Origin of the sequence: Salmonella enterica subsp. enterica serovar Typhimurium str. LT2 (assembly GCF_000006945.2) — a bacterium.
Taxonomy (GTDB): Bacteria; Pseudomonadota; Gammaproteobacteria; order Enterobacterales; family Enterobacteriaceae; genus Salmonella; species Salmonella enterica.
In genome coordinates this window covers 4,825,901-4,849,529 of sequence record NC_003197.2, presented here as the reverse complement: position 1 = coordinate 4,849,529, position 23,629 = coordinate 4,825,901, and the positions used below count along the sequence as shown (strand labels likewise).

At 53.2% G+C, this 23,629-nt stretch carries 22 protein-coding genes and 24 other annotated features; of the genes, 12 read left to right on the top strand and 10 right to left on the bottom strand.

Annotated features, from left to right (window positions below; genetic code table 11):
* The first annotated feature begins 2 nt into the window (after window positions 1–2).
* Window positions 3–8 (top strand) — a ribosome-binding site (putative RBS for sthD; RegulonDB:STMS1H004452).
* Together sthD and sthE are read left to right on the top strand one after the other, a co-directional pair.
* The gene (gene sthD, locus STM4592) for a putative fimbrial subunit (protein NP_463448.1) occupies window positions 3–575 on the top strand. Within the gene, window positions 18–575 belong to an annotated coding region; the region does not span the whole gene. Its footprint overlaps the feature before it by 6 nt.
* A 32-nt stretch (window positions 576–607) precedes the next feature.
* Window positions 608–613 (top strand) — a ribosome-binding site (putative RBS for sthE; RegulonDB:STMS1H004451).
* The gene (sthE, locus tag STM4591; RefSeq protein NP_463447.1) for a putative major fimbrial subunit occupies window positions 608–1,701 on the top strand. Within the gene, window positions 616–1,701 belong to an annotated coding region; the region does not span the whole gene. (Overlaps the previous feature by 6 nt.)
* A 57-nt stretch (window positions 1,702–1,758) precedes the next feature.
* Here the strand turns inward: sthE and creD are convergent.
* From creD to creA, 4 genes are all read right to left on the bottom strand, one after another.
* Window positions 1,759–3,120 (bottom strand): tolerance to colicin E2 protein gene (gene creD, locus STM4590; protein NP_463446.1). Within the gene, window positions 1,759–3,108 belong to an annotated coding region; the region does not span the whole gene.
* Window positions 3,115–3,120: a ribosome-binding site (putative RBS for creD; RegulonDB:STMS1H004450), on the bottom strand. Its footprint overlaps the gene before it by 6 nt.
* Before the next feature lie 45 nt (window positions 3,121–3,165).
* Window positions 3,166–4,602 (bottom strand): sensory kinase (alternative) in two-component regulatory system with CreB (or alternatively PhoB) gene (creC, locus tag STM4589; protein ID NP_463445.1). Within the gene, window positions 3,166–4,590 belong to an annotated coding region; the region does not span the whole gene.
* The gene (creB, locus tag STM4588; protein ID NP_463444.1) for a response regulator in two-component regulatory system with CreC occupies window positions 4,590–5,291 on the bottom strand. Within the gene, window positions 4,590–5,279 belong to an annotated coding region; the region does not span the whole gene. The genes creC and creB overlap by 13 nt, the downstream gene beginning before the upstream one ends.
* Window positions 4,597–4,602 (bottom strand) — a ribosome-binding site (putative RBS for creC; RegulonDB:STMS1H004449). (Overlaps the previous gene by 6 nt.)
* Window positions 5,286–5,291 (bottom strand) — a ribosome-binding site (putative RBS for creB; RegulonDB:STMS1H004448). (Lies within the gene creB.)
* The gene (creA, locus tag STM4587) for a putative periplasmic protein (RefSeq protein NP_463443.1) occupies window positions 5,292–5,842 on the bottom strand. Within the gene, window positions 5,292–5,765 belong to an annotated coding region; the region does not span the whole gene.
* Window positions 5,771–5,776: a ribosome-binding site (putative RBS for creA; RegulonDB:STMS1H004447), on the bottom strand. It overlaps the preceding gene by 6 nt.
* Window positions 5,807–5,815 (bottom strand) — a -10 signal (putative -10_signal for creA; RegulonDB:STMLTH004682).
* Window positions 5,834–5,842, bottom strand: a -35 signal (putative -35_signal for creA; RegulonDB:STMLTH004682).
* 117 nt (window positions 5,843–5,959) lie before the next feature.
* Window positions 5,960–5,965, top strand: a ribosome-binding site (putative RBS for rob; RegulonDB:STMS1H004446).
* Here creA and rob point away from each other — a divergent pair.
* The gene (gene rob, locus STM4586) for a transcriptional regulator (RefSeq protein ID NP_463442.1) occupies window positions 5,960–6,846 on the top strand. Within the gene, window positions 5,977–6,846 belong to an annotated coding region; the region does not span the whole gene. Its footprint overlaps the feature before it by 6 nt.
* Here the strand turns inward: rob and gpmB are convergent.
* Window positions 6,843–7,503, bottom strand: a protein-coding gene (gene gpmB, locus STM4585) for a putative phosphoglyceromutase 2 (RefSeq protein ID NP_463441.1). Within the gene, window positions 6,843–7,490 belong to an annotated coding region; the region does not span the whole gene. The genes rob and gpmB overlap by 4 nt on opposite strands.
* Window positions 7,498–7,503, bottom strand: a ribosome-binding site (putative RBS for gpmB; RegulonDB:STMS1H004445). Its footprint overlaps the gene before it by 6 nt.
* A gap of 35 nt (window positions 7,504–7,538) precedes the next feature.
* Between gpmB and yjjX the strand changes: the two genes are divergently transcribed.
* Window positions 7,539–8,054 carry a putative cytoplasmic protein gene (gene yjjX / locus STM4584; RefSeq protein NP_463440.1) on the top strand — a complete coding sequence of 172 codons (516 nt, stop codon included), beginning with the start codon at window positions 7,539–7,541 and terminating at the stop codon, window positions 8,052–8,054.
* Window positions 8,055–8,155: 101 nt separating this feature from the next.
* Here the strand turns inward: yjjX and trpR are convergent.
* The gene (gene trpR, locus STM4583) for a transcriptional repressor for trp operon and aroH (RefSeq protein NP_463439.1) occupies window positions 8,156–8,637 on the bottom strand. Within the gene, window positions 8,156–8,482 belong to an annotated coding region; the region does not span the whole gene.
* Window positions 8,487–8,492: a ribosome-binding site (putative RBS for trpR; RegulonDB:STMS1H004444), on the bottom strand. It overlaps the preceding gene by 6 nt.
* Window positions 8,510–8,516 (bottom strand) — a protein binding site (putative binding site for TrpR, RegulonDB: STMS1H000378).
* Window positions 8,540–10,513 (bottom strand): soluble lytic murein transglycosylase, encoded by a 1,974-nt coding sequence (gene slt / locus STM4582; protein ID NP_463438.3) that lies wholly within the window; start codon window positions 10,511–10,513, stop codon window positions 8,540–8,542. Before slt ends, trpR begins: the two co-directional genes overlap by 98 nt.
* Window positions 8,602–8,610: a -10 signal (putative -10_signal for trpR; RegulonDB:STMLTH004681), on the bottom strand. (Overlaps the previous gene by 9 nt.)
* Window positions 8,629–8,637: a -35 signal (putative -35_signal for trpR; RegulonDB:STMLTH004681), on the bottom strand. (Lies within the gene slt.)
* Window positions 10,514–10,670: 157 nt before the next feature.
* Window positions 10,671–10,676: a ribosome-binding site (putative RBS for yjjK; RegulonDB:STMS1H004443), on the top strand.
* Between slt and yjjK the strand changes: the two genes are divergently transcribed.
* The gene (yjjK, locus tag STM4581; protein ID NP_463437.1) for a putative transport protein occupies window positions 10,671–12,353 on the top strand. Within the gene, window positions 10,686–12,353 belong to an annotated coding region; the region does not span the whole gene. Its footprint overlaps the feature before it by 6 nt.
* A gap of 117 nt (window positions 12,354–12,470) precedes the next feature.
* Here the strand turns inward: yjjK and nadR are convergent.
* The 3 genes from nadR to serB form a co-directional block, all read right to left on the bottom strand.
* Window positions 12,471–13,715 (bottom strand): trifunctional protein gene (gene nadR / locus STM4580; RefSeq protein ID NP_463436.5). Within the gene, window positions 12,471–13,703 belong to an annotated coding region; the region does not span the whole gene.
* Window positions 13,710–13,715: a ribosome-binding site (putative RBS for nadR; RegulonDB:STMS1H004442), on the bottom strand. It overlaps the preceding gene by 6 nt.
* A 138-nt stretch (window positions 13,716–13,853) precedes the next feature.
* The gene (gene radA, locus STM4579) for a putative ATP-dependent protease (protein ID NP_463435.1) occupies window positions 13,854–15,246 on the bottom strand. Within the gene, window positions 13,854–15,236 belong to an annotated coding region; the region does not span the whole gene.
* Window positions 15,241–15,246 (bottom strand) — a ribosome-binding site (putative RBS for radA; RegulonDB:STMS1H004441). Its footprint overlaps the gene before it by 6 nt.
* 73 nt (window positions 15,247–15,319) lie before the next feature.
* The gene (serB, locus tag STM4578; protein NP_463434.1) for a 3-phosphoserine phosphatase occupies window positions 15,320–16,299 on the bottom strand. Within the gene, window positions 15,320–16,288 belong to an annotated coding region; the region does not span the whole gene.
* Window positions 16,294–16,299: a ribosome-binding site (putative RBS for serB; RegulonDB:STMS1H004440), on the bottom strand. It overlaps the preceding gene by 6 nt.
* A gap of 95 nt (window positions 16,300–16,394) precedes the next feature.
* Window positions 16,395–16,400, top strand: a ribosome-binding site (putative RBS for smp; RegulonDB:STMS1H004439).
* On the opposite strand from serB, the gene smp reads away from it, so the two are divergent.
* The 7 genes from smp to STM4571 all read left to right on the top strand — a co-directional run bounded on the left by smp (window position 16,395) and on the right by STM4571 (window position 23,614).
* Window positions 16,395–17,049 (top strand): membrane protein gene (smp, locus tag STM4577; RefSeq protein ID NP_463433.2). Within the gene, window positions 16,405–17,049 belong to an annotated coding region; the region does not span the whole gene. It overlaps the preceding feature by 6 nt.
* A gap of 20 nt (window positions 17,050–17,069) precedes the next feature.
* Window positions 17,070–17,075, top strand: a ribosome-binding site (putative RBS for lplA; RegulonDB:STMS1H004438).
* The gene (gene lplA / locus STM4576) for a lipoate-protein ligase A (protein NP_463432.1) occupies window positions 17,070–18,099 on the top strand. Within the gene, window positions 17,083–18,099 belong to an annotated coding region; the region does not span the whole gene. Its footprint overlaps the feature before it by 6 nt.
* 307 nt (window positions 18,100–18,406) lie before the next feature.
* Window positions 18,407–18,412 (top strand) — a ribosome-binding site (putative RBS for STM4575; RegulonDB:STMS1H004437).
* Window positions 18,407–19,101 (top strand): putative outer membrane protein gene (locus STM4575; protein ID NP_463431.1). Within the gene, window positions 18,412–19,101 belong to an annotated coding region; the region does not span the whole gene. Its footprint overlaps the feature before it by 6 nt.
* 36 nt (window positions 19,102–19,137) lie before the next feature.
* Window positions 19,138–19,143, top strand: a ribosome-binding site (putative RBS for STM4574; RegulonDB:STMS1H004436).
* Window positions 19,138–19,838, top strand: a protein-coding gene (locus tag STM4574) for a putative outer membrane protein (RefSeq protein ID NP_463430.1). Within the gene, window positions 19,149–19,838 belong to an annotated coding region; the region does not span the whole gene. Its footprint overlaps the feature before it by 6 nt.
* Window positions 19,839–19,901: 63 nt before the next feature.
* Window positions 19,902–19,907 (top strand) — a ribosome-binding site (putative RBS for stjC; RegulonDB:STMS1H004435).
* Window positions 19,902–20,623 (top strand): putative fimbrial chaparone protein gene (gene stjC, locus STM4573; protein ID NP_463429.1). Within the gene, window positions 19,916–20,623 belong to an annotated coding region; the region does not span the whole gene. (Overlaps the previous feature by 6 nt.)
* Window positions 20,624–20,636: 13 nt before the next feature.
* A complete protein-coding gene (gene stjB, locus STM4572) occupies window positions 20,637–23,045 on the top strand; it encodes a putative fimbrial usher protein (RefSeq protein NP_463428.1) in 2,409 nt (802 codons plus the stop codon).
* Window positions 23,037–23,042, top strand: a ribosome-binding site (putative RBS for STM4571; RegulonDB:STMS1H004434). It overlaps the preceding gene by 6 nt.
* Window positions 23,037–23,614, top strand: a protein-coding gene (locus tag STM4571) for a putative outer membrane protein (protein ID NP_463427.1). Within the gene, window positions 23,042–23,614 belong to an annotated coding region; the region does not span the whole gene. Before stjB ends, STM4571 begins: the two co-directional genes overlap by 9 nt.
* Window positions 23,615–23,629: the final 15 nt, after the last annotated feature.

Sequence of the window (23,629 nt, the reverse complement as noted above, 5' to 3'; positions counted from 1 at the left end):
TTCTGGTGGGATAAAAGATGAATATGAACAGATTTGCTGCATTAGCCGCCCTGTTAACGTTCACGGGTCTGGCATTATGGTCGCCCTCGATCAGCGCGGCATACAATACCGCAGATGCCGTAGGCATTAACGTTACGGGATTAATTTATGCCGATCCGTGTACCGTGACGGTCCCCGACACGCTCTCTCTTGGACAATATGCCCGGGCGGATATCGCCGTGGCCGGTGGCAATACCGCCACCATTCCTTTCACCATAAAAATGACGAATTGCCCGGCAACGACCACAAAAGCCGCGATTTCATTTAACGGCGTACCTTATCCCGATCCAAATTATGCTTCTGCGATTTATGCAAACAGCGCGGCCAATCCGGCGCAGGATTTAGGATTACAGCTTTTTAACCTGGACGGTAAAAGTCTGGTCAATCTGGCCAACAACGTCACTTACACGGTGGATATCAACAGTAATACCCATGAAGCCAATTTGCCTGTCGCCGCAAGGATGTATACCCCGCACGGAAAAGTCACGGCAGGGGATTTCACGTCCGTTGTGACGATCACTATTGCATGGCAATAACATCTTTCTATTTCACCTGGTATAAAAGCAGGAATTTTTCATGAGAAGGTTATATCTGGCGCTTATTCTGCTGTTCGCGTATTCCGGTCATAGTTACGCCTCCTGTAAACGTTCCGGTAATGAAGGCGCGATCACTATCACCCCGCCGTCGCAGCTTGTGGTGGATAGCCACGCCTATACCGCAGGCGAGGTGTTGTGGCAATCGGGCTGGGTTTCCACCTCCGAAGTCACAATGGATGGCTGTAGTCGCGATTATAAGGTCGGTTTTTTATATGAACCCGGTAGCGCGCAGTCAAATACATCAGCGACAATCAATGCGAATGACGGGAACAACACGCCGGTATTTAGCACCGGGATTTCCGGCGTGGGCGTTGCGATTAAAACCCAAACGAATGCTGGCCCTTACGATAATGTCATGCCAATCGATAATACCTACCATAATGGCGATGGCAATAAAACACACCATGCGATGGCTCCCGCCTACAATGTTGAACTGGTCGCCTTAGGCGGTCCGATCACCTCCGGTACCGCGACATTCCAAAGCCCACTGGCGCGCGTATCTTTTCGCGATAGCGCAACGGAAGACTCCGGCGGCGATATCCTGACCCATCTGTATTTGGGGAATACGCAATTGATTATGAAAGCGATGGGATGTCGGGTAGAAACACCTGCCATCACCGTGGATTTAGGCAGCGTCAATTTAGGCAGTTTCGCTAACAGTCAAACCGCGGGCACAGGCGAGCAGGATATCCTATTGACCTGCGAACAAGGCACCGCTATTTCCGCATCGTTAAGCGCCCAACCGGCCAGCGGAAATAACCCTGATAATTCAGTCATCCAGTTGAGCAATGCGAGCGCGCCAACCAGCGCAACCGGCGTTGGCGTACAGTTGGGTATTCAGGCGCCGGACGCCGGTTTCTTTACCGGCAGTTTGCCAATCAATCAAAAAATTGATCTCTTTACTCACACGATTACCACCAATGCCGATGGCAGCCAGACGGTTAACGGCGGAACCATGAATATGTCGACCACCCTGAAAATTAGCGCGCGCTACTATAAAACCGCCGCCACGGTAACGGCCGGGCAAGCGAATGCCACGGCAACATTAAACCTGACCTATAACTAACGGCATCACAGTTTCTGGCGCTGCGCGGGAAAACGTTAACGCGCGCGCCCGTTAGATTTATTTCCACAAACGTAATTCGTCATCTTTTACTGGCGGTAATGACTTACGTTGCTGACAAGAGAGCGAATACCAGTCCAGATGGCGCGTCAGGAACATCACGCCGCCAAGCGCCAGTAGCAGAACGCCGGTACCCAGAAGCAACGAGCTATCTTCCGAACGCAGCAATCCCCACATCACGCCATCCAGCGCCAATAACGCTAACGTAAACAGCACGCTATTGCGCCATCCTTTCAGCACCGCCTGCAAATAAACGCTATTCATCAACGCGCCCACCAGGCTTGCGGCGATCCAGGCTGGCGTGAAACCGATATGTTCCGACAGTGCCAGCAACAGCAGGTAGAACATCACCAGCGATAACCCCACCAGCAGATACTGCATCGGGTGTAACCGCTGCCCCGTCAGGGTTTCGAAGACAAAGAACGCCATAAACGTTAGCGTAATCAACAAAATGGCATATTTCGTCGCTCTGTCCGTCAGTTGATACTGATCGGCTGGCGTCGATACAGCGACGCTAAACGCCGGTAAGTTGTCCCAATCCACCTTTTGCGCATCAGCAAACTGTTCGCCGAGATTCGTGGCAAACCGGCTGGTTTGCCACTGGGCCTGAAATCCTGAACCGCTGATTTCGCGTTTACCGGGAAGAAAATCCCCCACAAAATTTGGGTGCGGCCAGTTACTGGCCAGGGTCATTTCACTGCTACGCCCGACGGGAACCAGTGAAAAGCTGCCGGTTCCGCTTAAATTTAGCGACATATCCAACGTCAGGTTGCGCGTCGCCCACTGACTGTCCGGCAGCGGGATATGAATGCCCTCTCTACTTTCCGGTAAGCCGGTCCCCGGCTCTACAGTGAGCGTTTCACCATTCACCTGCGGCGCTTTTACTGCGCTGATACCGCGCGCATCGCCGACGCCCACGACGATAAAGGGCTTTCCAAGGGTAATGTTCGGTCTGTTCAGCTCATGCAGACGGGCCACATCAAACTCCGCCTTTATCGCCATATCGGTATGCCACACCTGCCCCTGATAAATACCTATTTTTCGCGCTTCAACGTTTTGATTGCCTTCAACCAATAGCGACTCCGGCAGCCAAAAATAGAGATAGCTGCGCTTATACTGGACCTCTTTCTCCTCTTCCAGCACGGTATAGAGCTCTGTCACCGGAATCGCCACCAGCGGGCCGACAACCTTTTGTGGGCCGCTGGTACTCTGACGAATAGCGGCTTCTACATGGCTTCGATAATCAGCACGCTCCACGATGGTGTGCCGTACCATCATCAGGGGAATTAACAGCAGGATCATGGCGCCGCCTAACGTAATCATTTTCCACAACAGGGGGGATTTCAACATAGCGTTCTCCTTTGCAATGCCAGCAGTGTAAGAACGCGATGTGGGGAGAATTTGAAGTTATGTGAAGTGACGGTGAAGTGTCAACGAGGCCAGCACGCCGCCTTCGGGACGATTGCACAACGTCACCTCACCGTTGAGGAGCCGCGCCGCCTCGCTGACAAACGCCAGCCCAAGCCCGCTGCTTTTACGCCCGTTTTCACGGGGCAACGAATAGAATCGGTCGAAAATGCGCGGCAGCGCAAAATCAGGAATACCACAGCCGGAATCCGTCACCTGCAGGATCGCTTTCTCCCCCATCGGCTGAGCGCTTAATGTGATAACGCCATTTTCAGGCGTAAAGTCGATGGCATTGTCCAACACATTGCCCAACGCCTGCGCCAGAAGCTCCGCGTCGGCGACGACAACCAGCGAGGAAGGCCGTAGAGTAAGCGTGATCTTTTTTGCCGCCAACTGAATACTGCGCGCCTCGCTAAGCTGCGTAAATAGCTCATCAACAGCAACCGGCGCGAGAGGGATATCCTGTCGGTTTTCCAGCCGCGCCTGGCGCAGCAGGGTTTCTACCAGCGCCTGCATTCGCGTATTTTGCGCCAGTATATTCTCTGTAAAGCGGGTAACCACATCCGCGGGCGGTCCTTCACGCAGAATCTCCGCCGCGCCGCGTATCGCCGCCAGCGGACTTTTCAGCTCATGAGTCAACGCATACACATACTGCTCAATCTCATTCTTGCCTTCCAGCTTAATGCGCATACTCTCCAGCGCCTGCGCCAGTTTACGCAGCTCGCTGCTGCCTAATGCAGGTAACGCAAGCGGGCGGTTTTCGGTGACGGAATCCGCATAGCGCGTCAACCGGGCGATGGAGCGGTTAATCCACCAGACCATCCCCGCGCCAATCGCCAGCGCAATTCCCAGTAAAACGGCGCTGGCCCACAGAATGCGCCGTTCGCTGCGCTTAATCACCGGCGCCATTGCCGCATTCGGTTTGCCGACAGTCAGGACGCCGATAATCCGTCCATCGCTGATTATCGGCGCGGCTACGTACATCACGGTGCTATTGGGATCGGCAGCATCTTTTGCCGTGCTGCGGGCGCCATACTGTCCGCGCAGCGTAAGCCAGACGTCATTCCAGCGAGAATAATCCTGCCCCACCGCTTTGTTTTCCGAATCAAACAACACCTTCCCCTGCGCATCCGTCATGTAGATATGGTATTCATTGCGCACTTTGACGATCCCGCTGATATTGGCGCGAAACGGGCGATGTTGCAGTTGGGCGAATGCCTTCGCCAACTGGCCGTCAGTCGGGTTGCCGGAAAGGAGATCGTCGCGGGCCAGCGCCGCCAGCAGCGTTGCGGTGTCAATCAGCGTCCCTTCCGTCGCGCGGCGGACGCCCGGCTTTATCTCCTGAACGAAGATAGACAGCACAAACACGGCGGCGACGGCGACAATAAGAAAGTAGCCCAGCAGCAAACGCATTCCGATGCGCATCAGACGCTCCTCAGGCTGTATCCCATTCCACGATGCGTGTTAATTGGCGAGAGCTCCGGATTGATCGCGCGTAGTTTAGCGCGCAGGGTTTTGATGTGTGTATCGACCGTCCGATCGAAGGTCTCCTGGGCATCAGACCAGACAATATCCATCAATTGCTGGCGCGAGTACACGCGCTCCGGCGACAGCAGCAGGGTTTTAAGGAGCAGAAACTCATAACGCGTCAGCGAGAGCGGCGTACCAAACCAGGCGATCTGCGCCGCCGGTTCATTGAGTTCAAAATGTCCGGTACGCACCACCGGCGACGGCGCAGCAAACTTTTTCACCCGGCGCAGCAGCGTGCGCACGCGGGCGCTCACTTCGCGCGGCGAGAACGGCTTGGCGACATAATCATCTGCGCCAATCTCCAGACCAAGCAATCGATCCACTTCATCGCTACGGGCAGTCAGGAAAAGAATCGGCAGCGCAGGATGGCGTTCCAGCAACTGCCGACACAGCTCAAAGCCGCTGATATCCGGTAGTCCCACATCGAGAATCACCGCATCCGGCCGTTGCTGACGCGCTTTTTCCAGCGCGGGCAGCCCGCGAGCGAATAGCTCAACGGTAAACCCTTCCAGTTGCAGGGTGTAGATGAGCGTATCGGCGATTCCCTGTTCATCCTCGACTAACCAGACCTGCGGTTGCTGCATACTCTTTCCCTGTTATTGTCGCCACGGCATGACCGGCACCGCGCTGATGGCGTTCTTCGGCGACCCGTCGACTACTTTGTCGGAGTAGGCCAGATACGCCAGCGTGTTGCGTTTCTCATCATAGAAACGCACGACCTGCAATGACTTAAATATCAATGAGGTGCGTTTTTTGAACACCACCTCTCCCTGCGCCTTGCCGTTCTTAATTTTGTCGCTCAGTTCAATAGGCCCGACCTGCTGGCAAGAGATAGCGGCGTCAGACGTATCTTCCGCCAGCCCCAATCCGCCTTTTATGCCGCCCGTTTTCGCCCGGCTAACATAGCACGTCACGTTTTTGACATCAGGATCGTCAAAAGCTTCCACCACGATTTTATGGTCAGGACCGAACATTTTAAATACCGTATCGACTGAACCAATTTGTTCCGCGCGGGCGCTCTGCCCCAGCAGCAACAAAATTGAGAAAAGTACTAAGCTCTTGTATTTCATATTGTTACCATTCATAAAAGTTACGTTGCGTAATTATTAGACATTCTAAAATAAAATGGTTATAGATCACAGGATTAGAATAATTACCTGTCACGTTGCCTAAAAAAAGCATTTAAGCTCAAAAAAAACACTGAATGCTAAAAGAACAAAAAATGCTATTATCCTCTTACCTGATATCGGGTGCTCGTTGTTGAAAGGATGGGGATATTTTATGGATCAGGCTGGCATAATTCGCGACCTGTTAATCTGGCTGGAAGGTCATCTGGATCAGCCGCTGTCACTTGACAATGTGGCGGCAAAAGCAGGCTATTCCAAGTGGCACCTGCAGAGAATGTTTAAGGACGTGACGGGCCACGCCATTGGCGCTTACATCCGCGCCCGTCGTTTATCGAAATCAGCAGTGGCGCTGCGTTTGACCGCGCGTCCAATTCTGGATATTGCTCTTCAGTACCGCTTCGATTCTCAGCAAACCTTTACGCGCGCCTTTAAGAAACAGTTTTCCCAGACGCCAGCGCTGTATCGCCGCTCCTCGGAATGGAGCGCCTTTGGCATTCGCCCGCCATTACGGCTGGGCGAGTTTACCGTGCCGGAACATCAGTTCGTTACGCTGGAAGATACGCCGCTCCTTGGCGTCACGCAGAGCTATTCCTGCTCGCTGGAACAGATTTCCGACTTCCGCCACGAAATGCGCGTGCAATTCTGGCATGATTTCCTCGGTCATTCGCCAACTATTCCGCCAGTGCTTTATGGGCTTAATGAAACGCGCCCCAGCATGGAGAAAGACGATGAGCAGGAAGTATTCTATACCACCGCACTGCCGCAAGAGCAGGCCGATGGCTATGTTCAGTCGGCGCATCCCGTGCTGTTGCAGGGTGGTGAATACGTCATGTTCACCTATGAAGGGTTAGGAACCGGCGTGCAGGATTTTATCCTGACCGTTTACGGCACCTGTATGCCAATGCTGAATCTGACCCGTCGTAAAGGACAGGATATAGAGCGATACTACCCGTCAGAAGATACCAAAACCGGCGATCGCCCTATCAACCTGCGCTGCGAATTTCTGATCCCGATTCGCCGTTAACGCTGTAGCTCATCCAATGCAGGGGCGTCCAGATGCGAAACGTCCCCTGCGGTTTCTACCACCCAGCCAGACGCCAGCCACTGACTTTCCTGGTAATCGATGCGGGAAATAGAGCAGTTGCGCAAACGTAACCGGCGTTCCGCCCAGGCGGGTAGTCCCAGTATAGTACTGACCAGACAGCCCAACGCGATACCGTGACTGACCAATAAAGGTCGGCTGCCCTGCGGTAGCTCCAGACAGGACGCCAGCGCGGCATGAACGCGATCGCTCAACTCCTGCATCGATTCCCCGCCGGGAATGCGGCCATCCTGCGTGCCGTTGACCAGCTGACGACGCCAGCCCTCTTCTTCTTCCGTCAGCGAATCGATCTGGCGCTTTTCCAGCACGCCCATATCCAGCTCGCGCAGGCGGGAGTCAAAGGTGATATCACACCCGCACGCCTGGGCGATAATCTCCGCCGTGCGTTTTGTGCGGCCTAAATCGCTGCTGATGATATGGGTGATGCCGAGGCTACGGGCGCGTTCTCCTACCTGCATGGCCTGCTGCTCGCCTTTTGCTGTCAGGGGACTGTCCGATTGGCCCTGAATACGTCGCTCGGCGTTCCACTGCGTTTCACCGTGGCGAACAAGGTATACCTGTAACATGTTTTTTTTCCGTTATACTGCGATAAATTTTTAAAACTGAGCTTAATTATGCACCAGGTTATCTCTGCGACCACCAATCCTGCCAAAATTCAGGCAATTCTACAGGCATTTGAAGAGATTTTCGGCGAAGGATCGTGCCATATTACGCCCGTCGCCGTCGAGAGCGGCGTACCGGAGCAGCCCTTCGGAAGCGAGGAAACGCGTGCTGGCGCACGAAATCGCGTGGATAATGCGCGACGCCTGCATCCACAAGCTGATTTCTGGGTAGCCATTGAAGCCGGAATTGACGATGACGCCACCTTCAGTTGGGTGGTGATTGATAACGGCGTTCAGCGCGGTGAAGCGCGATCGGCCACGCTACCGCTGCCCGCCGTCATTCTCGACAGAGTCCGCCAGGGAGAAGCGCTTGGCCCGGTAATGTCGCAGTACACAGGTATTGATGAGATTGGTCGTAAAGAGGGCGCCATTGGCGTATTTACCGCCGGAAAATTAACGCGCTCCAGCGTTTACTACCAGGCGGTGATCCTGGCGCTCAGCCCGTTTCATAACGCGGTGTATCGATAATTATTTGCGCTATATTGTAAGCCTGATAAGCACAGCGCCATCAGGCATTTCGCGGCGATGTTGCCGGATGGCCGCTTCGCCTTATCCGGCCTACGAGCAAATCAGGCGTTTTTCAGCAGTACGTTCTCAAGCCAATGACGCAGTTCAACCGGCGCGGATTTCAGGCTGTTTGACCCGCGCGTGATGGTGGCGATGCCCGCCCCCAGCTCGGTTTTCAACTCGCGCTGGCTCATTTCGCCACGCAACAACTCCTCAATAATGCGCACGCGCGTTCCCAGCGCTTCACGCTCGTCCGGCGTAAGCATCAGTTGTAATAAAGGCAGATGCAGATCCTCTGCATATGCCTGACGGAGTAACTCCACAAAACGAAGCCACTCCTGATTACGTTGTTCGGCGATAGCCGATGAATAAGGGGAATGCTGGGTCATGTTATACCGCCGTTTGTACTGTTACACGAGTACAAATGATAACATAACCCGTCTGCATTAATACCGTCGCTGCCACTCAGAGTCGCTCATTAAGGCCTCTTTCTGCCCCATAAAGTGGCGATAGTAAGCGTCATAGGCCAGAACGTTTTTCACGTAGCCGCGCGTTTCCGAAAAGGGAATGCTTTCGACAAACGCTACGGCATCGATACGCCCGGCGCTATTGCCAAGCCAGGTGCGCACGCGCCCCGGCCCGGCGTTATACGCCGCCGAGGCGAAAATACGGTTATTACCAAACTGCTGATAGACATACTGCAAATAGCTGGTGCCAATGTTGATGTTGGTCTCCGGCTCCAGCAGTTGGCCGGGGCCGCGGTAGTCCGGAATCGAAAACATTTTCACCGTATGGGTGGCCGTTCCCGGCATAATCTGCATTAAGCCGCTGGCCCCTACCGGCGATTTTACTTTCGGGTTCCAGGCGCTCTCCTGGCGGGCAATCGCCATGGCATAGCTTTGTGAGATATCTTTTCCGCGGGTATAGCGGGTAAAAAGATCGTTATACGCCAGCGGGAAACGCTCCTCCAGATGATCCCACAGTTTTCCGGCGATCGTCGCCTGTACGCTCAGATCCCACCAGTGCTGGTTAAACGCATAGCGCGCCAACTGCGCCTGTTCAGATTTACTACGGCTTTTTACCAGATTCGCCCATTCGCTGCGCGCCGTGTTATCCAGGTTCCAGTACATCAGCTCCCGTACACGCGCCATCTCCGGCCCCTGCGTCAACGCGCTGTTTACGTTGGCGGGCGCTTTATCGATTTTAAGCGTGTACTCTTCGCCTAAACGCTGCGCCGCAACCATCGGATAAAAACCGCGCTTCTGCATTAAAGCATGAAGGATCTCTTTCGCTTCGGCGTCACGACCGCGCTCCAGCAATAAATCCGCCTGCCAGTAACGCCACTCGTCTTTCTCTTTCGCCTCCATTGGCAGGCGGGCAAGCCAGGTATTGAGACCGCGACGATCGCCCATCCCCAGCGCCATACGCACGCGCCGCTCGATAAGCGACGTCGATTGCGAGCGCATAATCGCGTCATCGCGCCATTTCGCCTGCGCATCGGTCACATCGTTGCCCATCAGTCGCCAGGCAACGATATCGCGCAGCGCCTGCGTTTGTTCCTCATTAAGTTTCTGCGCCTGTACCAGCGAGGGGATCATCAGACGCGCATTTTCCGCGTCCTGGCGGGCGACGCTGGCAAACGCGACTTCCGCCATCTGGCGGGTAAAATCGGTGGCGCCGGTGGTGCGTGCAAAGATCAACACGTTATTAGGGTCATTAGCGAGGGTAATGATCGCTGAGGCGATCGTTTGATATTCCGCCGGCATCTGTCCGGCCAGCACCGTAACCAGCCCCGTATTTCCGGCTTTCATCGCCAGCCGAATACGTTCCAGATACGCCAGCGGGTCTTGCTTGCCGGAGGCCCGCCAGACGCTGAACAGTTTATCGCAGGCATTCGGCTGACTTTTGCCGGTCAGCCAAAGGTCTTTCGCGCCCTGCCAGGCCGCTTCCGTTTGCCCGGTACTCCATTTCGCGTAGTAATAGTTACATTGCGCTTCCGTGGTGCCGGGTTTCTCCGGGCTAAACGCCAGCAAGCCGCGCCAGTCTTCACGACGCGCCAGCTCATTGACGAAGCGTGATTGCAGCGTACGCGCAGGCGGAAGCGTAGGATTGGCGCGCACAAACTGCGTGACAGCAATCGCCGGTTGGTTCATCAAATCGTCGGTGATCTTACGGTATTCCAGATACGGGTAGAGCGGATAATCTTTCAGACCCGGCATCATCTGCTCTACCACATCCATCTGGCGGTTGTCCCAGGCCTGCTTAATCTGCGCATAGCGGTTACGCTGCTCTTCCAGTGAGTCGGCCCGCGCGAGGTGACAAAAGGTCAGCAGGCATACGCTGGCGGCGACGAGACGCCAGACAAATGGTTTGGCTCTATCCACAAGCACTTCCTCAATTGTTATCCAATGCAGCATCATGCCGCGTAATGAATTTATGCTAACCAGTCATAGCCATTTGCGCCACGTTACGGACACTTTTTTACTTTTATTGCGAGTGCGATCTGCTGGCTGGGCTTAGGCAGGGAAAAAGGCTACACTTCGCCTTTGACATCTATTCACCATCACGATAAACATAGAGGCGAAGTCCAACGTGGCTCAATTCGTTTATACCATGCATCGTGTCGGCAAAGTGGTTCCGCCGAAACGTCATATTCTGAAAAACATCTCGCTGAGCTTCTTCCCTGGCGCCAAAATCGGCGTGCTGGGCCTTAACGGCGCCGGTAAGTCTACCCTGCTGCGCATCATGGCGGGGCTCGATAAAGATATCGAGGGCGAAGCGCGCCCGCAGCCCGGCATTAAGATTGGCTACCTGCCGCAGGAACCTCAGCTAAACCCGGAACACACGGTACGCGAGTCGATTGAAGAGGCCGTTTCGGAAGTGGTTAACGCCCTCAAACGTCTGGATGAAGTGTACGCGCTGTATGCCGATCCGGATGCCGACTTCGACAAGCTGGCCGCAGAGCAGGGCCGACTTGAAGAGATTATCCAGGCGCACGACGGTCATAATCTGAACGTGCAGCTTGAGCGCGCTGCTGACGCTCTGCGTCTGCCGGACTGGGATGCCAAAGTCGAAAAACTGTCCGGCGGCGAGCGCCGTCGCGTGGCGCTGTGCCGTCTGTTGCTGGAAAAGCCGGACATGCTGCTGCTCGACGAACCCACCAACCACCTGGATGCCGAATCTGTTGCGTGGCTGGAACGTTTCCTGCACGACTTCGAAGGTACCGTCGTGGCGATTACCCACGACCGTTACTTCCTCGATAACGTCGCCGGCTGGATTCTGGAACTTGACCGCGGCGAAGGTATTCCGTGGGAAGGCAACTACTCCTCCTGGCTGGAGCAGAAAGATCAGCGTCTGGCGCAGGAAGCGTCTGCCGAAGCGGCGCGCCGTAAATCCATTGAGAAAGAGCTGGAGTGGGTGCGTCAGGGCGCGAAAGGCCGTCAGTCGAAAGGTAAGGCGCGTCTGGCTCGCTTTGAAGAACTGAACAGCGTTGAGTATCAGAAACGTAACGAAACCAACGAACTGTTTATTCCACCAGGACCGCGTCTGGGCGACAAAGTCATTGAAGTCAGCAACCTGCGTAAATCCTACGGCGACCGCGTACTGATCGACGACCTGAGCTTCTCGGTGCCGAAAGGCGCTATCGTCGGGATCATCGGGCCAAACGGCGCGGGTAAATCGACCCTGTTCCGCATGATGTCCGGTCAGGAGCAGCCCGATAGCGGCACCATTACGCTGGGTGAAACCGTCAAGCTGGCCTCGGTCGATCAGTTCCGCGACGCGATGGACAACAGCAAAACCGTCTGGGAAGAAGTGTCCGGCGGGCTGGATATCATGAAGATCGGCAACACTGAAATGCCAAGCCGCGCCTATGTAGGCCGCTTCAACTTCAAAGGCGTCGATCAGGGCAAACGCGTTGGCGAACTGTCCGGCGGTGAGCGCGGTCGTTTGCATCTGGCGAAGCTGCTGCAGGTGGGCGGCAACGTCCTGCTGCTCGACGAACCGACGAACGACCTGGATATCGAAACCCTGCGCGCGCTGGAAAACGCCCTGCTGGAGTTCCCTGGCTGCGCGATGGTTATCTCGCACGACCGTTGGTTCCTTGACCGTATCGCCACCCACATTCTGGATTATCAGGATGAAGGTAAGGTGGAATTCTTCGAAGGCAACTTTACCGAATACGAAGAGTACAAGAAACGCACGCTGGGCGCCGAGGCGCTGGAGCCGAAGCGTATCAAGTACAAGCGTATTGCCAAATAAATGTCTGAATGCCGGGTGGCGCTTGCGCTTACCCGGCCTACAAACCCAGCGATTCCAGTACGTTGTGAAACTGTAGGCCTGATAAGACGCGGTAAGCGTCGCATCAGGCATTGGTTCTTATCCCTGCTCGCCCATCATCTCTTTCACCAGTTCCACACAGCGCAAAAAGCGACCATCGTAATCAGCCTCTTTAACGTGAACGAACTCAATGTTGTTCTCTTTCAGCATCTCGACCAGCAGGTTCTGGAACGCTTTGCGATCCACTGAACTGCCCAGGCTTCGCAGTCCGTCAGCTACCCACGGCGTATTATTCTCCAGCAAAATCACCAGGTCGAAGCGATACTCGTCGATCAGCGCCTGGACAAAGGGATGCTCGCGTCCTTCGTATTTTTTGCAAAATGCCTGGGTGGTGACGAAATCGGTATCGATAAACGCCACTTTATTCGCATATTTCACTGCGAAATCAATATATTGCGCATGGCCCAGCGCAATTTTATCGTAGTCGGAATACTGTAACGCCATCTCATCGCCGCCCAGATGCGAAAAGACATAGTCGCGGCCATATTCCCAGGCGCTGGTGGTATTAAAAATATTGGCGAGCTTATTGACCAGCGTAGACTTGCCGCTTGATTCCCCGCCCAGAATCGCGACGGTACGCACGAAAAACGGCTTCACTTCGGTAGGAATATATTCCCAGTAACGAAACGGATTTTCGCGGATTTGCGCCCCACTGATATTCATAAACGTGCGTTCAGGATCGACCAGCACCGTCTCAATCCCTAAATGCTCAAGATACTGCGGCGCATCAGCCTCTTCGGAAGTGTAGATCCAGCTCGGCTGTATTCCCTTCTCTGCCATAAACGCTTTAATGCCGTTGCTCCAGACGTCCCAGCCATGCGGATAAGGCTCCATCCCCTCTTCATTAAAGGCGTGGATGCGAATATTTTTTTGGTATTTGAAGGTTTGCAATAACCAGCGCAGGCGATCCGACACGGTGGGCTGCTGCGACATGGCGCTATCCTCAAACAGCCCGCGGTCGCGCGTATCGTCATATCCCATAATGATGTGCAACTCATCCACCTGGCTACAGGCGCGCTGGATCAAGTAGATGTGTCCGGTATGCAATGGATAAAATTTACCGAACACCACGCCAATGTTTTTCTGTCGGCGGGGAAACTCCAGCCCGAGAAAACGGTGTAGCGCCTCCAGTTTTTGCGCGCTGGGGCTTTTGATTTTGGCGTTAAGTAACTGACTCAGATATCCCTTGGTCATACCGCTGGCGTCAGCCACCTGTTGCAGAGTGCAACCTTGCTGCTTAATCGCGGTTTTGAGATAGTCGAACGATGACACAAGAGCCTCCTGCTGGAAAAATCGCATAACACTGCCTGATGGCGCTTCGCTTATCAGGCCTACAACATCAATCCGTATCAATCCGTAGGCCGGATAAGACGCATTGCATCGCCATCCGGCAAATTATACAACATCACTACATACAGAGAATTATAAGTCGTCAAACACGCTTAACGCATCTGCGAGCTTTTTAACACCGAACACCAGCATTCCTTCCGGCGGCTTTTTCGGTACGTTGGCGGCAGGCACAATCGCCCGACGAAAGCCGTGTTTCGCCGCCTCGGAAATACGCTCCTGCCCGCTCGGCACCGGACGAATCTCGCCTGCCAGCCCCACTTCGCCAAACACCACCAGATCCTGCGGCAACGGCCTGTCACGCAGGCTGGAGACCATCGCCAGCAGTAAAGCCAGATCCGCGCTGGTTTCGGTGACTTTCACGCCGCCGACCACGTTAACGAAGACGTCCTGATCCGACATTTGCAGACCGCCGTGTCGGTGCAGCACCGCCAGCAGGATTGCCAGACGGTTTTGTTCCAGACCGACCGCCACGCGTCTGGGGTTCGCCATCATCGAGTGATCGACCAGCGCCTGAATCTCCACCAGCAACGGTCGCGTGCCTTCCCAGACGACCATCACTGAACTGCCGGAAGTGACCTCATCGCCACGGCTTAAAAAGATGGCGGACGGATTGCTCACTTCGCGCAACCCCTGTTCGGTCATGGCGAAGACGCCCAGCTCATTGACTGCGCCAAAGCGGTTTTTGTGGCTGCGCAGCGTGCGGAAACGAGAATCAGCGTCGCCGTCGAGCAATACTGAGCAATCGATACAGTGTTCCAGCACTTTCGGCCCCGCCAGCGACCCGTCTTTGGTGACGTGGCCGACCATCACGATCGCCACGCCGCGCGTTTTGGCGAAGCGCGTCAGGTAGGCTGCCGTTTCGCGGACCTGGGCGACGCTGCCTGGCGACGACTGGATATCCGCCATATGCATCACCTGTATAGAGTCGATCACCATCAGTTTCGGCTGTTCTTCTTCCGCTATCAGGCAGATCTGCTCGATGCTGGTTTCGGAGAGCATATTCAGATTAGCGGTCGGCAGGCCGAGACGGTGCGCACGCATCGCCACCTGCTGTAGCGACTCTTCGCCGGTGACGTACAGCGTTTTCATCTGCTCGGCGAGCTTGCACAGCGTTTGCAGCAGCAACGTTGATTTGCCCGCGCCGGGGTTACCGCCAATCAAAATGGCGCTGCCGGGTACCACCCCGCCGCCCAGCACGCGGTCAAACTCTTTAAAACCGGTAGAAAAGCGCGGCAGTTCCTCAAGACTGATGTCAGACAGTTTCTGCACTTTTGATACGCCCGCACTGCCGGCGTATCCGCTCAGACGTTCGTTACGCGCCACCGTCGGCGACGCGGCAAGGCGCACCTCGGTAATGGTGTTCCAGGCATGGCAGGCGCTGCATTGCCCCTGCCAGCGTGGGTAATCGGCACCACATTCATTACAAACAAAGGCGCGTTTGGGAGCTTTTGCCACGTTTTACCTCTTTCGTTAACGCTGTTGCCGGATGGCGCTGGCGCTTATCCGGCCTACGGTCGCCTTGCCATTGGGCAGGTTAATCATTTCTGGTTCATGCTGCCGGAGAGAATGCAAAACACGCCCATCAGGTCAGCGTGGCGGATCGTAATCTCCGTCTTTTCGTTTACTTTTGGCTTGGCATGGAAGGCAATACCTAACCCTGCCGCTTTGATCATTGGCAGATCGTTAGCGCCGTCGCCAATCGCCACCGTCTGCGCCAGCGGGATGTCATGCTCTTGCGCCAGACGAAGCAAGGTATTGGCTTTATACTCAGCATCCACAATATCGCCGATAACGTGGCCGGTAAATTTACCGTCCATGATCTCCAGTTCATTGGCGACTGCCGCCGTCAGACGTAGCTGGTCACGCAGATAGTCGGCGAAGAAAGTGAAGCCGCCGGAGGCGATAGCGATTTTCCAGCCGAGCGCTTCCAGTTTTAGCACCAACTGCGTTAATCCTGGCATTAGCGGCAGATTCCCGCGCACCTGTCGCAAAATATCGGCATCCGCGCCTTTCAGCGTCGCCACGCGGCTGCGCAGGCTGGCGGTAAAATCAAGCTCGCCGCGCATCGCGCGCTCCGTCACTTCAGCCACCTTCTCACCGGTACCGGCCAGCTTCGCGATTTCATCGATACACTCAATTTGGATCGCCGTGGAATCCATATCCATCACCAGCAGCCCCGGCGTGCGCAGATGCGGAATTTTACCCAGCGGCGCGACATCCAGCTGCGCCTCATGCGCCAGCCGCGTCGCACGCGGCGTCAGCGACCCCGCCAGACGAATGACCTGATAATCCTCCACGCACCAGGCGGCGACAATCACCATTGCGGCGCCCAGTTTGGTCTGATATTGAGTTAAACGCTGCTTATCCAGCCCGCGCCCATACAGCAGCCAACCGCTGCGGCCTGCATGGTAATCCAGAGGCATCACCTCGTCGCCGCTTAAAGAAAGAGGCAAACCAGGCCATAAAGAGACATCTTCAGGCAGATCGCACCAGGTAATGTTAGGCATTAAAGCTCCTGTAAATCGTTCAGGCCGGTAACCGCCCCGCGGAAAATAACGCATGAGGCTACCTTGTAACCATCGCTTCTGGCAACATTAAGCCTCAAATTTTCAGCAGGTGGAATATGGCTCGCGCAAAACTGAAATTTCGGCTGCATCGTGCAGTCATTGTATTGTTCTGTCTCACACTGCTCGTCGCGCTTATGCAGGGCGCGTCCTGGTTTAGTCAAAACCACCAGCGACAGCGCAACCCGCAGCTGGAAGAGCTGGCCCGCACGCTGGCGCGCCAGGTGACGCTCAACATCGCCCCGCTGATGCGCAGCGAAACACCGGATGAAAATCGCATCAACGCCGTGCTGCGTCAGCTCACGCAAGAGAGCCGTATTCTGGATGCCGGCGTCTATGATGAACAGGGCGATCTTATTACTCGCGCTGGCGAAAGCGTCAATGTGCGCGACAGGCTGGCGCTGGATGGCAAAAAAGCGGGCAGCTATTTTAACCAACAAATTGTCGAGCCTATCCAGGGGAAAAACGGCCCATTGGGCTACCTGCGTCTAACGCTGGATACCCACACGCTGGCCACCGAAGCAAAGCAGGTCGATAACACCACCAACATTCTACGCCTGATGCTGCTACTCTCGCTGGCGATAGGCGTGGTGCTGACGCGCACCTTGCTACAAGGTAAACGCACCCGCTGGCAGCAGTCGCCCTTCCTGCTAACGGCCAGCAAGCCTGTTCCGGAAGAGGAAGAGCGTGAGGAAAAAGAGTAAAATGACGGCTTAATAAAGGTAAGGAAAACCACTATGACAACATTACGCCTGCTTATTTCTGACTCTTACGATCCCTGGTTTAACCTGGCGGTCGAGGAGTGCATTTTCCGCCAGATGCCCGCCACCCAGCGCGTGCTGTTCCTGTGGCGCAACGCGGATACGGTGGTCATTGGACGCGCGCAAAACCCGTGGAAAGAGTGTAATACGCGGCGTATGGAAGAAGATAATGTCCGTCTGGCCCGCCGTAGCAGCGGCGGCGGCGCGGTATTCCATGACCTCGGTAATACCTGCTTTACCTTTATGGCTGGTAAACCGGAATACGATAAAACCATCTCCACCCATATTGTGCTCGCGGCGCTGAATTCGCTGGGGGTCATGGCCGATGCTTCGGGACGCAACGATCTGGTCGTAAAAACGCCGGACGGCGATCGCAAAGTCTCCGGTTCAGCCTATCGCGAAACCAAAGATCGCGGCTTCCATCACGGTACGCTGCTGCTGAATGCAGACCTCAGCCGTCTGGCAAACTATCTGAATCCCGATAAAAAGAAACTTGCGGCGAAAGGAATCACCTCCGTTCGCTCCCGCGTGGCCAATCTTACCGAGCTATTACCGGGTATCACCCATGAACAGGTCTGCCAGGCGGTCACGGAAGCCTTTTTCGCCCATTACGGCGAACGCGTCGACGCGGAAGTGATTTCACCGGATAAAACGCCGGATCTGCCGAATTTTGCCGAAACCTTTGCGCGCCAGAGCAGTTGGGAGTGGAATTTCGGCCAGGCACCAGCGTTCAGCCATCTGCTGGACGAGCGTTTCACCTGGGGCGGCGTCGAGCTGCATTTTGACGTCGAGAAAGGTGTGATTACCCGCGCACAGGCATTTACCGATAGCCTGAACCCGGCACCGCTGGAAGCGCTGGCCGAGCGGCTGCAAGGGTGTTTGTACCGCGCGGATAAACTACAGGAAACGTGCGAGGCGCTACTGGTTGATTTCCCGGAGCAGGAAAAAGAACTGCGGGAACTGTCGGCGTGGATTGCAGAAGCTGTGCGCTAAATGAATAATATCAGAGAGACGAATGTGTCTCTGATATTATTTAAACATAACAACATATTCTGAAAAATGAGTGAATAGCACAAATAGTTAAAACACACTCACTAACTACTATATTCTTTAAAATTAATATTATTTCCCCGCACTTCATAAACCCAGCGAATTATAAACCATTTATCATCACCAATGATGATTAAAGTTTTTCTTAACCAAGATTTAATTTTATTAAATTTACAACATATCATTATCTTCATAGAATCCCGACCCGCGCATTACATGTCATTTGGAAATATACTTAATCGTTAGGGATTACTGATGAAAAAATTATTAATAGCGACCTCTGTCATAATAGGATTATCAACTTCAGCGCAAGCGGTTGAATCCACTGCTGTATTAAAACTGACTGGCGTTTTAACCAACGGCGCATGTATACCAGAGTTAAGTGATGGTGGCGTTGTAGATTTCGGTACTAAGGCCGTTAGCGATCTGCTGCCAACTCAGACGAATCAACTGGGATACAAAGATATAACACTCACGATTCAGTGCCTTGCACCGGCAAAAGTTGGCTGGGTCGCTACCGACAATCATGGCGATTCGGCGACAACGCTGACTATCGATAACGCAACATTTGGCGGTCAGAACAATAGAATACCAAACTATCAGCTAGGCCTGGGTACAACAGCAGATGGTATCAAGATTGGTGCATACGGCCTCTCCATAGACGCGAATAATTCGACCGCCGATGGAGTTAAGACGAAGATGGTAGCGTCAAATGATTCGAATCCTGGTGTCTGGGCTTTAGCATCAAACGAATACGTTGCGCTTACAAATACATTTCCAACCCGCACTACATATAGTGTCGGCGATGGAAATGGCCCCGTTGCTTTTACCACCGCAACATTTCCTATACGCGTAGCTGCCGCTATACAGGGAACGGACACACTGGCTATTACCGATAACACCACGCTTGATGGTCAGGCGACCTTTACACTCGTATATCTGTAACTCCAGCATTCACATGGAATATTCAACACCTCTTTAATGGAACTATAATGAAAAAAATTTTGCTTATTACTGCAATTGCAGCTTCCTTTGCTACAACCAGCGTGAATGCTGACACTACTGCCGTATTAAAAGTCACCGGTCAACTGGTTGTTGGTGGTTGTACCCCAGAACTCAGCGGCGGCGGCGTGGTTGATTACGGTACTATCCGCCTCGCCACACTTTCCGCAACCGATGTAAACCAACTGGGTACTAAAGATGTCTCTCTGAGTATCTCTTGTCCGTCTGCAACCAAAGCAGCATGGACTATTACCGATGACCGTGCGGACACCCACCCAGGCGCATCCGTTATCTCCATAGCCAATGGCGATATGACTAATAGTATAGTATCTGATACCACAATGTCCTACGGCGTTGGCAAAACAACCGAAGGTGTAAAAATCGGCGCGTTCTCTATTTATACCGATACCGCGAACGTTACCGCTGATGGTGTAAAATCTGACGCTATCTCAGGAACCGTTGATAGCCCAGTCTGGCAGAAGTCTTCCACCGGGATTATCAAAAACGGCAATATGGAAATGTTTACCGTTGCTACAAAAGGCACCACCGAACCGGTTCCGTATACCCTCGCCATTTTCCCGCTGAAAACCTCACTGGCTATTCAGAATACTGCAACGCTGGCCATTACTGATGATACTGATCTGGATGGTCAGGCAACCATCACGCTTAAATATCTCTGATCCAGACCGTGTAAAAAGGTTATTGATCTGTCTCCCTTATTATGGGGAGACAGATTAAAATTAAAGGACTAATTCTGATGCCAGCAGTGACTAAACTTCCATTATTATTACTCAGCGTCCCCTTTGTTTTTTCAACACTCTTTTCACAGGCTAACGCTGCCGGCATGGTACCGGAAACTACGCTACTGGTGATTGAAGAATCCACACACAGCGGCGTAATGAATGTTAAAAACACCGACAGCAATCCGGCTTTGTTATATACCACCGTCGTTGATTTACCTGACGACAATGGTGTGAAACTGGATGTCACTCAACCAGTTGTTCGCGTTGAAGCAGGCCAGCAGCAGCAACTACGCTTTATTATGGAAAGTACGGAACCGCTCACCGTCGAGCACTATAAGCGCGTCACGTTTGAAGGTATTCCTCCGAAATCTACCGATAAAGGAATGAAAATAGGTTTTAATCTACGCCAGGATTTGCCGGTATTAATTCGTCCTAAAAATCTACCGGTCGTTACTGATGCCTGGAAATTATTAACCTGGTCCAGAAACGGACAAACAATCAACGTCAAAAATCCGTCTCCCTACGTTGTACGTTTAGCCCAAAATATTACCTTCTTACCTTCCGGGGGCGAAGGCACGATTAAAAAAACCTATATTCTGCCCGGCGAAACATTGAACGTCAGTATAAAAACGCCCTTTGCTGCTGATACATCCGTACGTTTTTATCCTGCCAGCCGTTACGGCATTGAAGTCCCCAGCTTTACCTCACCGCTGGTGCCGTAATGAGAGCTAGCACGTGAAGTATTTAAAACTGCCGCTATACATCAAAACTGCGCTTTATTGCTCACTGGCAACCACGACGTTTTCAGCTCTGGCGGAGGAGCTGAATTTTGACATGGGTATTCTCACCTCCAGAGGCATTAGCCCCAACGTCGCACAATATTTTTCCCGCGCGCCGCGCTTTCTACCAGGCAGCCACACCGTCATGGTAAAGATCAATGGCGTAAATAGAGGGTCGTTGGTCGCGCGTTTCGACACAGAAGGCCAGCTTTGCGTGGATGACGATTTCCTCAGCGCCAGCGGGCTCGTTTCGCTTAATATCAGCGCCAAAGAAACCTGCCATAGCCTACAAGAAGATTATCCCTCAGCGATTATTACCCCACTGCCAAACAGTGAATCGCTGGAGCTTTTTGTTCCGGCACAGGCTCTGGATAATAACTTACTATCGCTAAACAACGTGATTAAAGGCGGCACCGCCGGGTTATTTAACTATAACCTGTACGCCAGTCGCAGCGAGTCATCCGGTAGCGATAGCCGAAACTATGCCCAGGCAAACCTTGAAGCTGGCTTAAACTTCGCGGAATGGACGCTGCGCAGCCGCTACATGCTGACGAATAATGATGGAGAATACCGTACCGATAGTCTATATACCTATGCGGAGCACGTATTTCAGGCACAAAAAATGCGTGCGCAAGTTGGGCAGATCAACGTCAACTCCAGTCTATTCAGTGGCGCGCCGATCAACGGCGTACAGCTTATCCCTGAACAAGGGCTGGCACAGGATACACAAGGCGTAACCATTAACGGTATTGCCCGAACCCACCAGGCTCGCGTTGAAGTTCGTCAGTCCGGACAGATTATTTATACCGCACCAGTGAACGCTGGGGCATTTACCCTTGAAAATGTCCCCATCATACGCAGCAATACCGACCTTAACGTCAGCGTCGTTGAAACCGATGGCTCAACGACAACCTTCACGGTGCCGGCAGTATCCTTTAATTTACGCGAACTCACGCCCGCAGGCTTAACAATGTCCATAGGGCGCATACGTGATACCACCAGCGACTATTCGCTCCCCTGGATCTATAACATCAGCGATGGTTGGAAACTGAGTGAAAACTGGCTGGCGCAGGCGTCTGGCGTACTGGCACAAGACTATCAAGCGGCAGGAGGGATGCTGCAATGGCTTCCAACCAATAAATGGACGTTTTCCGGCTCAATGCTGGGCAGTAAAGCGTCCTTTGGCGAATCTCTGCAGGGTGCGAAAAGTGAACTACGCGCCAGCATGGCGCTGCCCGGGGAAATTAGACTTGACGTCAGTACCGCCCGCTACAGCGACGGATATCGTGAGTTAACGGATGCGCTCAATAAAGATGCTTACGAATATCAAAGTAGCTCCAGTGCTAATATTGCCTGGAACCATAATCTGTTAGGTACCTTCTCTCTGGGTTATTACACTTATCAGGCTACGGATAATGACAACGACTCTCGCAGTATAATGGCTTCCTGGGGCAAAACGTTTAAATATGCCTCAATTACCGCTAACTGGCAGCACGCTGTTAATCAGGATGATGAGAATCATAACGACAGTAATGATGATGATATGTTTTACATCAACATCAGCATTCCACTAGGTGAGCAGCGCGTCGGCGCTTATATGCGTAATCAAGGTGATAAAACAACCTACGGGCTACAAAATAATGGTTCGCTGAGTAAAGATACCCATTACTATATTTCTGCGGATCGTGATGCAAAAAACCAGCAAAATAGCTTCAACGGTAATCTCAATAGCAATCTTCATTACACTCAACTCAGCGTGGGCGGCGGCACTGATGGCGATAATTACCGCAACTATAACGCAACCTTCAGCGGAGGCATCGCTGCACACGAACATGGCATAACGTTCTCGCCTTATACAATCAAAAATACCTTTGCTATCGCACGCCTGAGTGAACCAGAAAGCGGCATTGAAATCGCCACGCCACAGGGGCGAATCTGGACTGACCACTGGGGGCAAGCCGTCATTCCGGGGCTAACTGAATGGCGGAAATCCCGCGTAGAGGTTAATGCGAATACGCTACCAAAGAGTATGGAACTGGCAAACGGTATTAAGAATATTACCGTCGCGCACAGCGCTTTTCGGGTACTGGATTTCAACGTGCTGAATACACGCCGTGTGATGCTGGCAGTAAAGCGTCCGGATGGCTCATGGCTACCTAAAGGCACCAGCATTGTAGATGAAAAAAATAACTATTTGGTCAGCGCTGTCGACAGCGGACGCGTATTTATCACCGATGTTGGGGATAATCCTGCGTTATATGCCGCTGATGATGATATGAATCGTCTGTGTCGCATCCACTACACGCTGCAGAAAACCCAGGATAAAGAGGCATTTTATGAAACGGCAAAGGGAGTCTGTCAATGAAATCCAACAGCAAATGGTTGGGGATTGCTATATGTTGTATCTTCACCGCACTACTCCCCCCATCAGCCCGGGCCGACGATGACTGCCAAATAACGTTTTCTTCGCCAAACGTCAGCTTTGGCTGGCTTAAGCAAGATGATATCGTCAATTCTCAGCAAGGCTGGAATCAAATGTCTTCACAGGAGGTTCACGTTAGTGTGAGTTGCCCAGAAAGCCAGAATATTGCTCTTTTTGTGCAGGCCTCAGCGGGGGAAAAGGGACGATTTTATTTTGGAAATAACGGTGGTCTCGCCGTACGTGTTAGTCAGATGATAGTAGATGGTAAAAGTTATCCTATTGCCAGCACCCTTGATAGAGTGAGCTTTGCTCCCAATGACAGTGCCCTGGATAGTCTGTTGCTACATAATAACAACGGTATCATCGCGATGGATAATAACCAGCAGGTCAGTGGGAAAATGATGAACGTCACGCTGACATTAACACCTGTCTTGAACGATAATCAATTTACGCATGCTACCGATACGGTCATGCTAGAAAGCAATTTACAGTGGGAAGTGCTGACGAAATAAACGATGAAGGGGGCC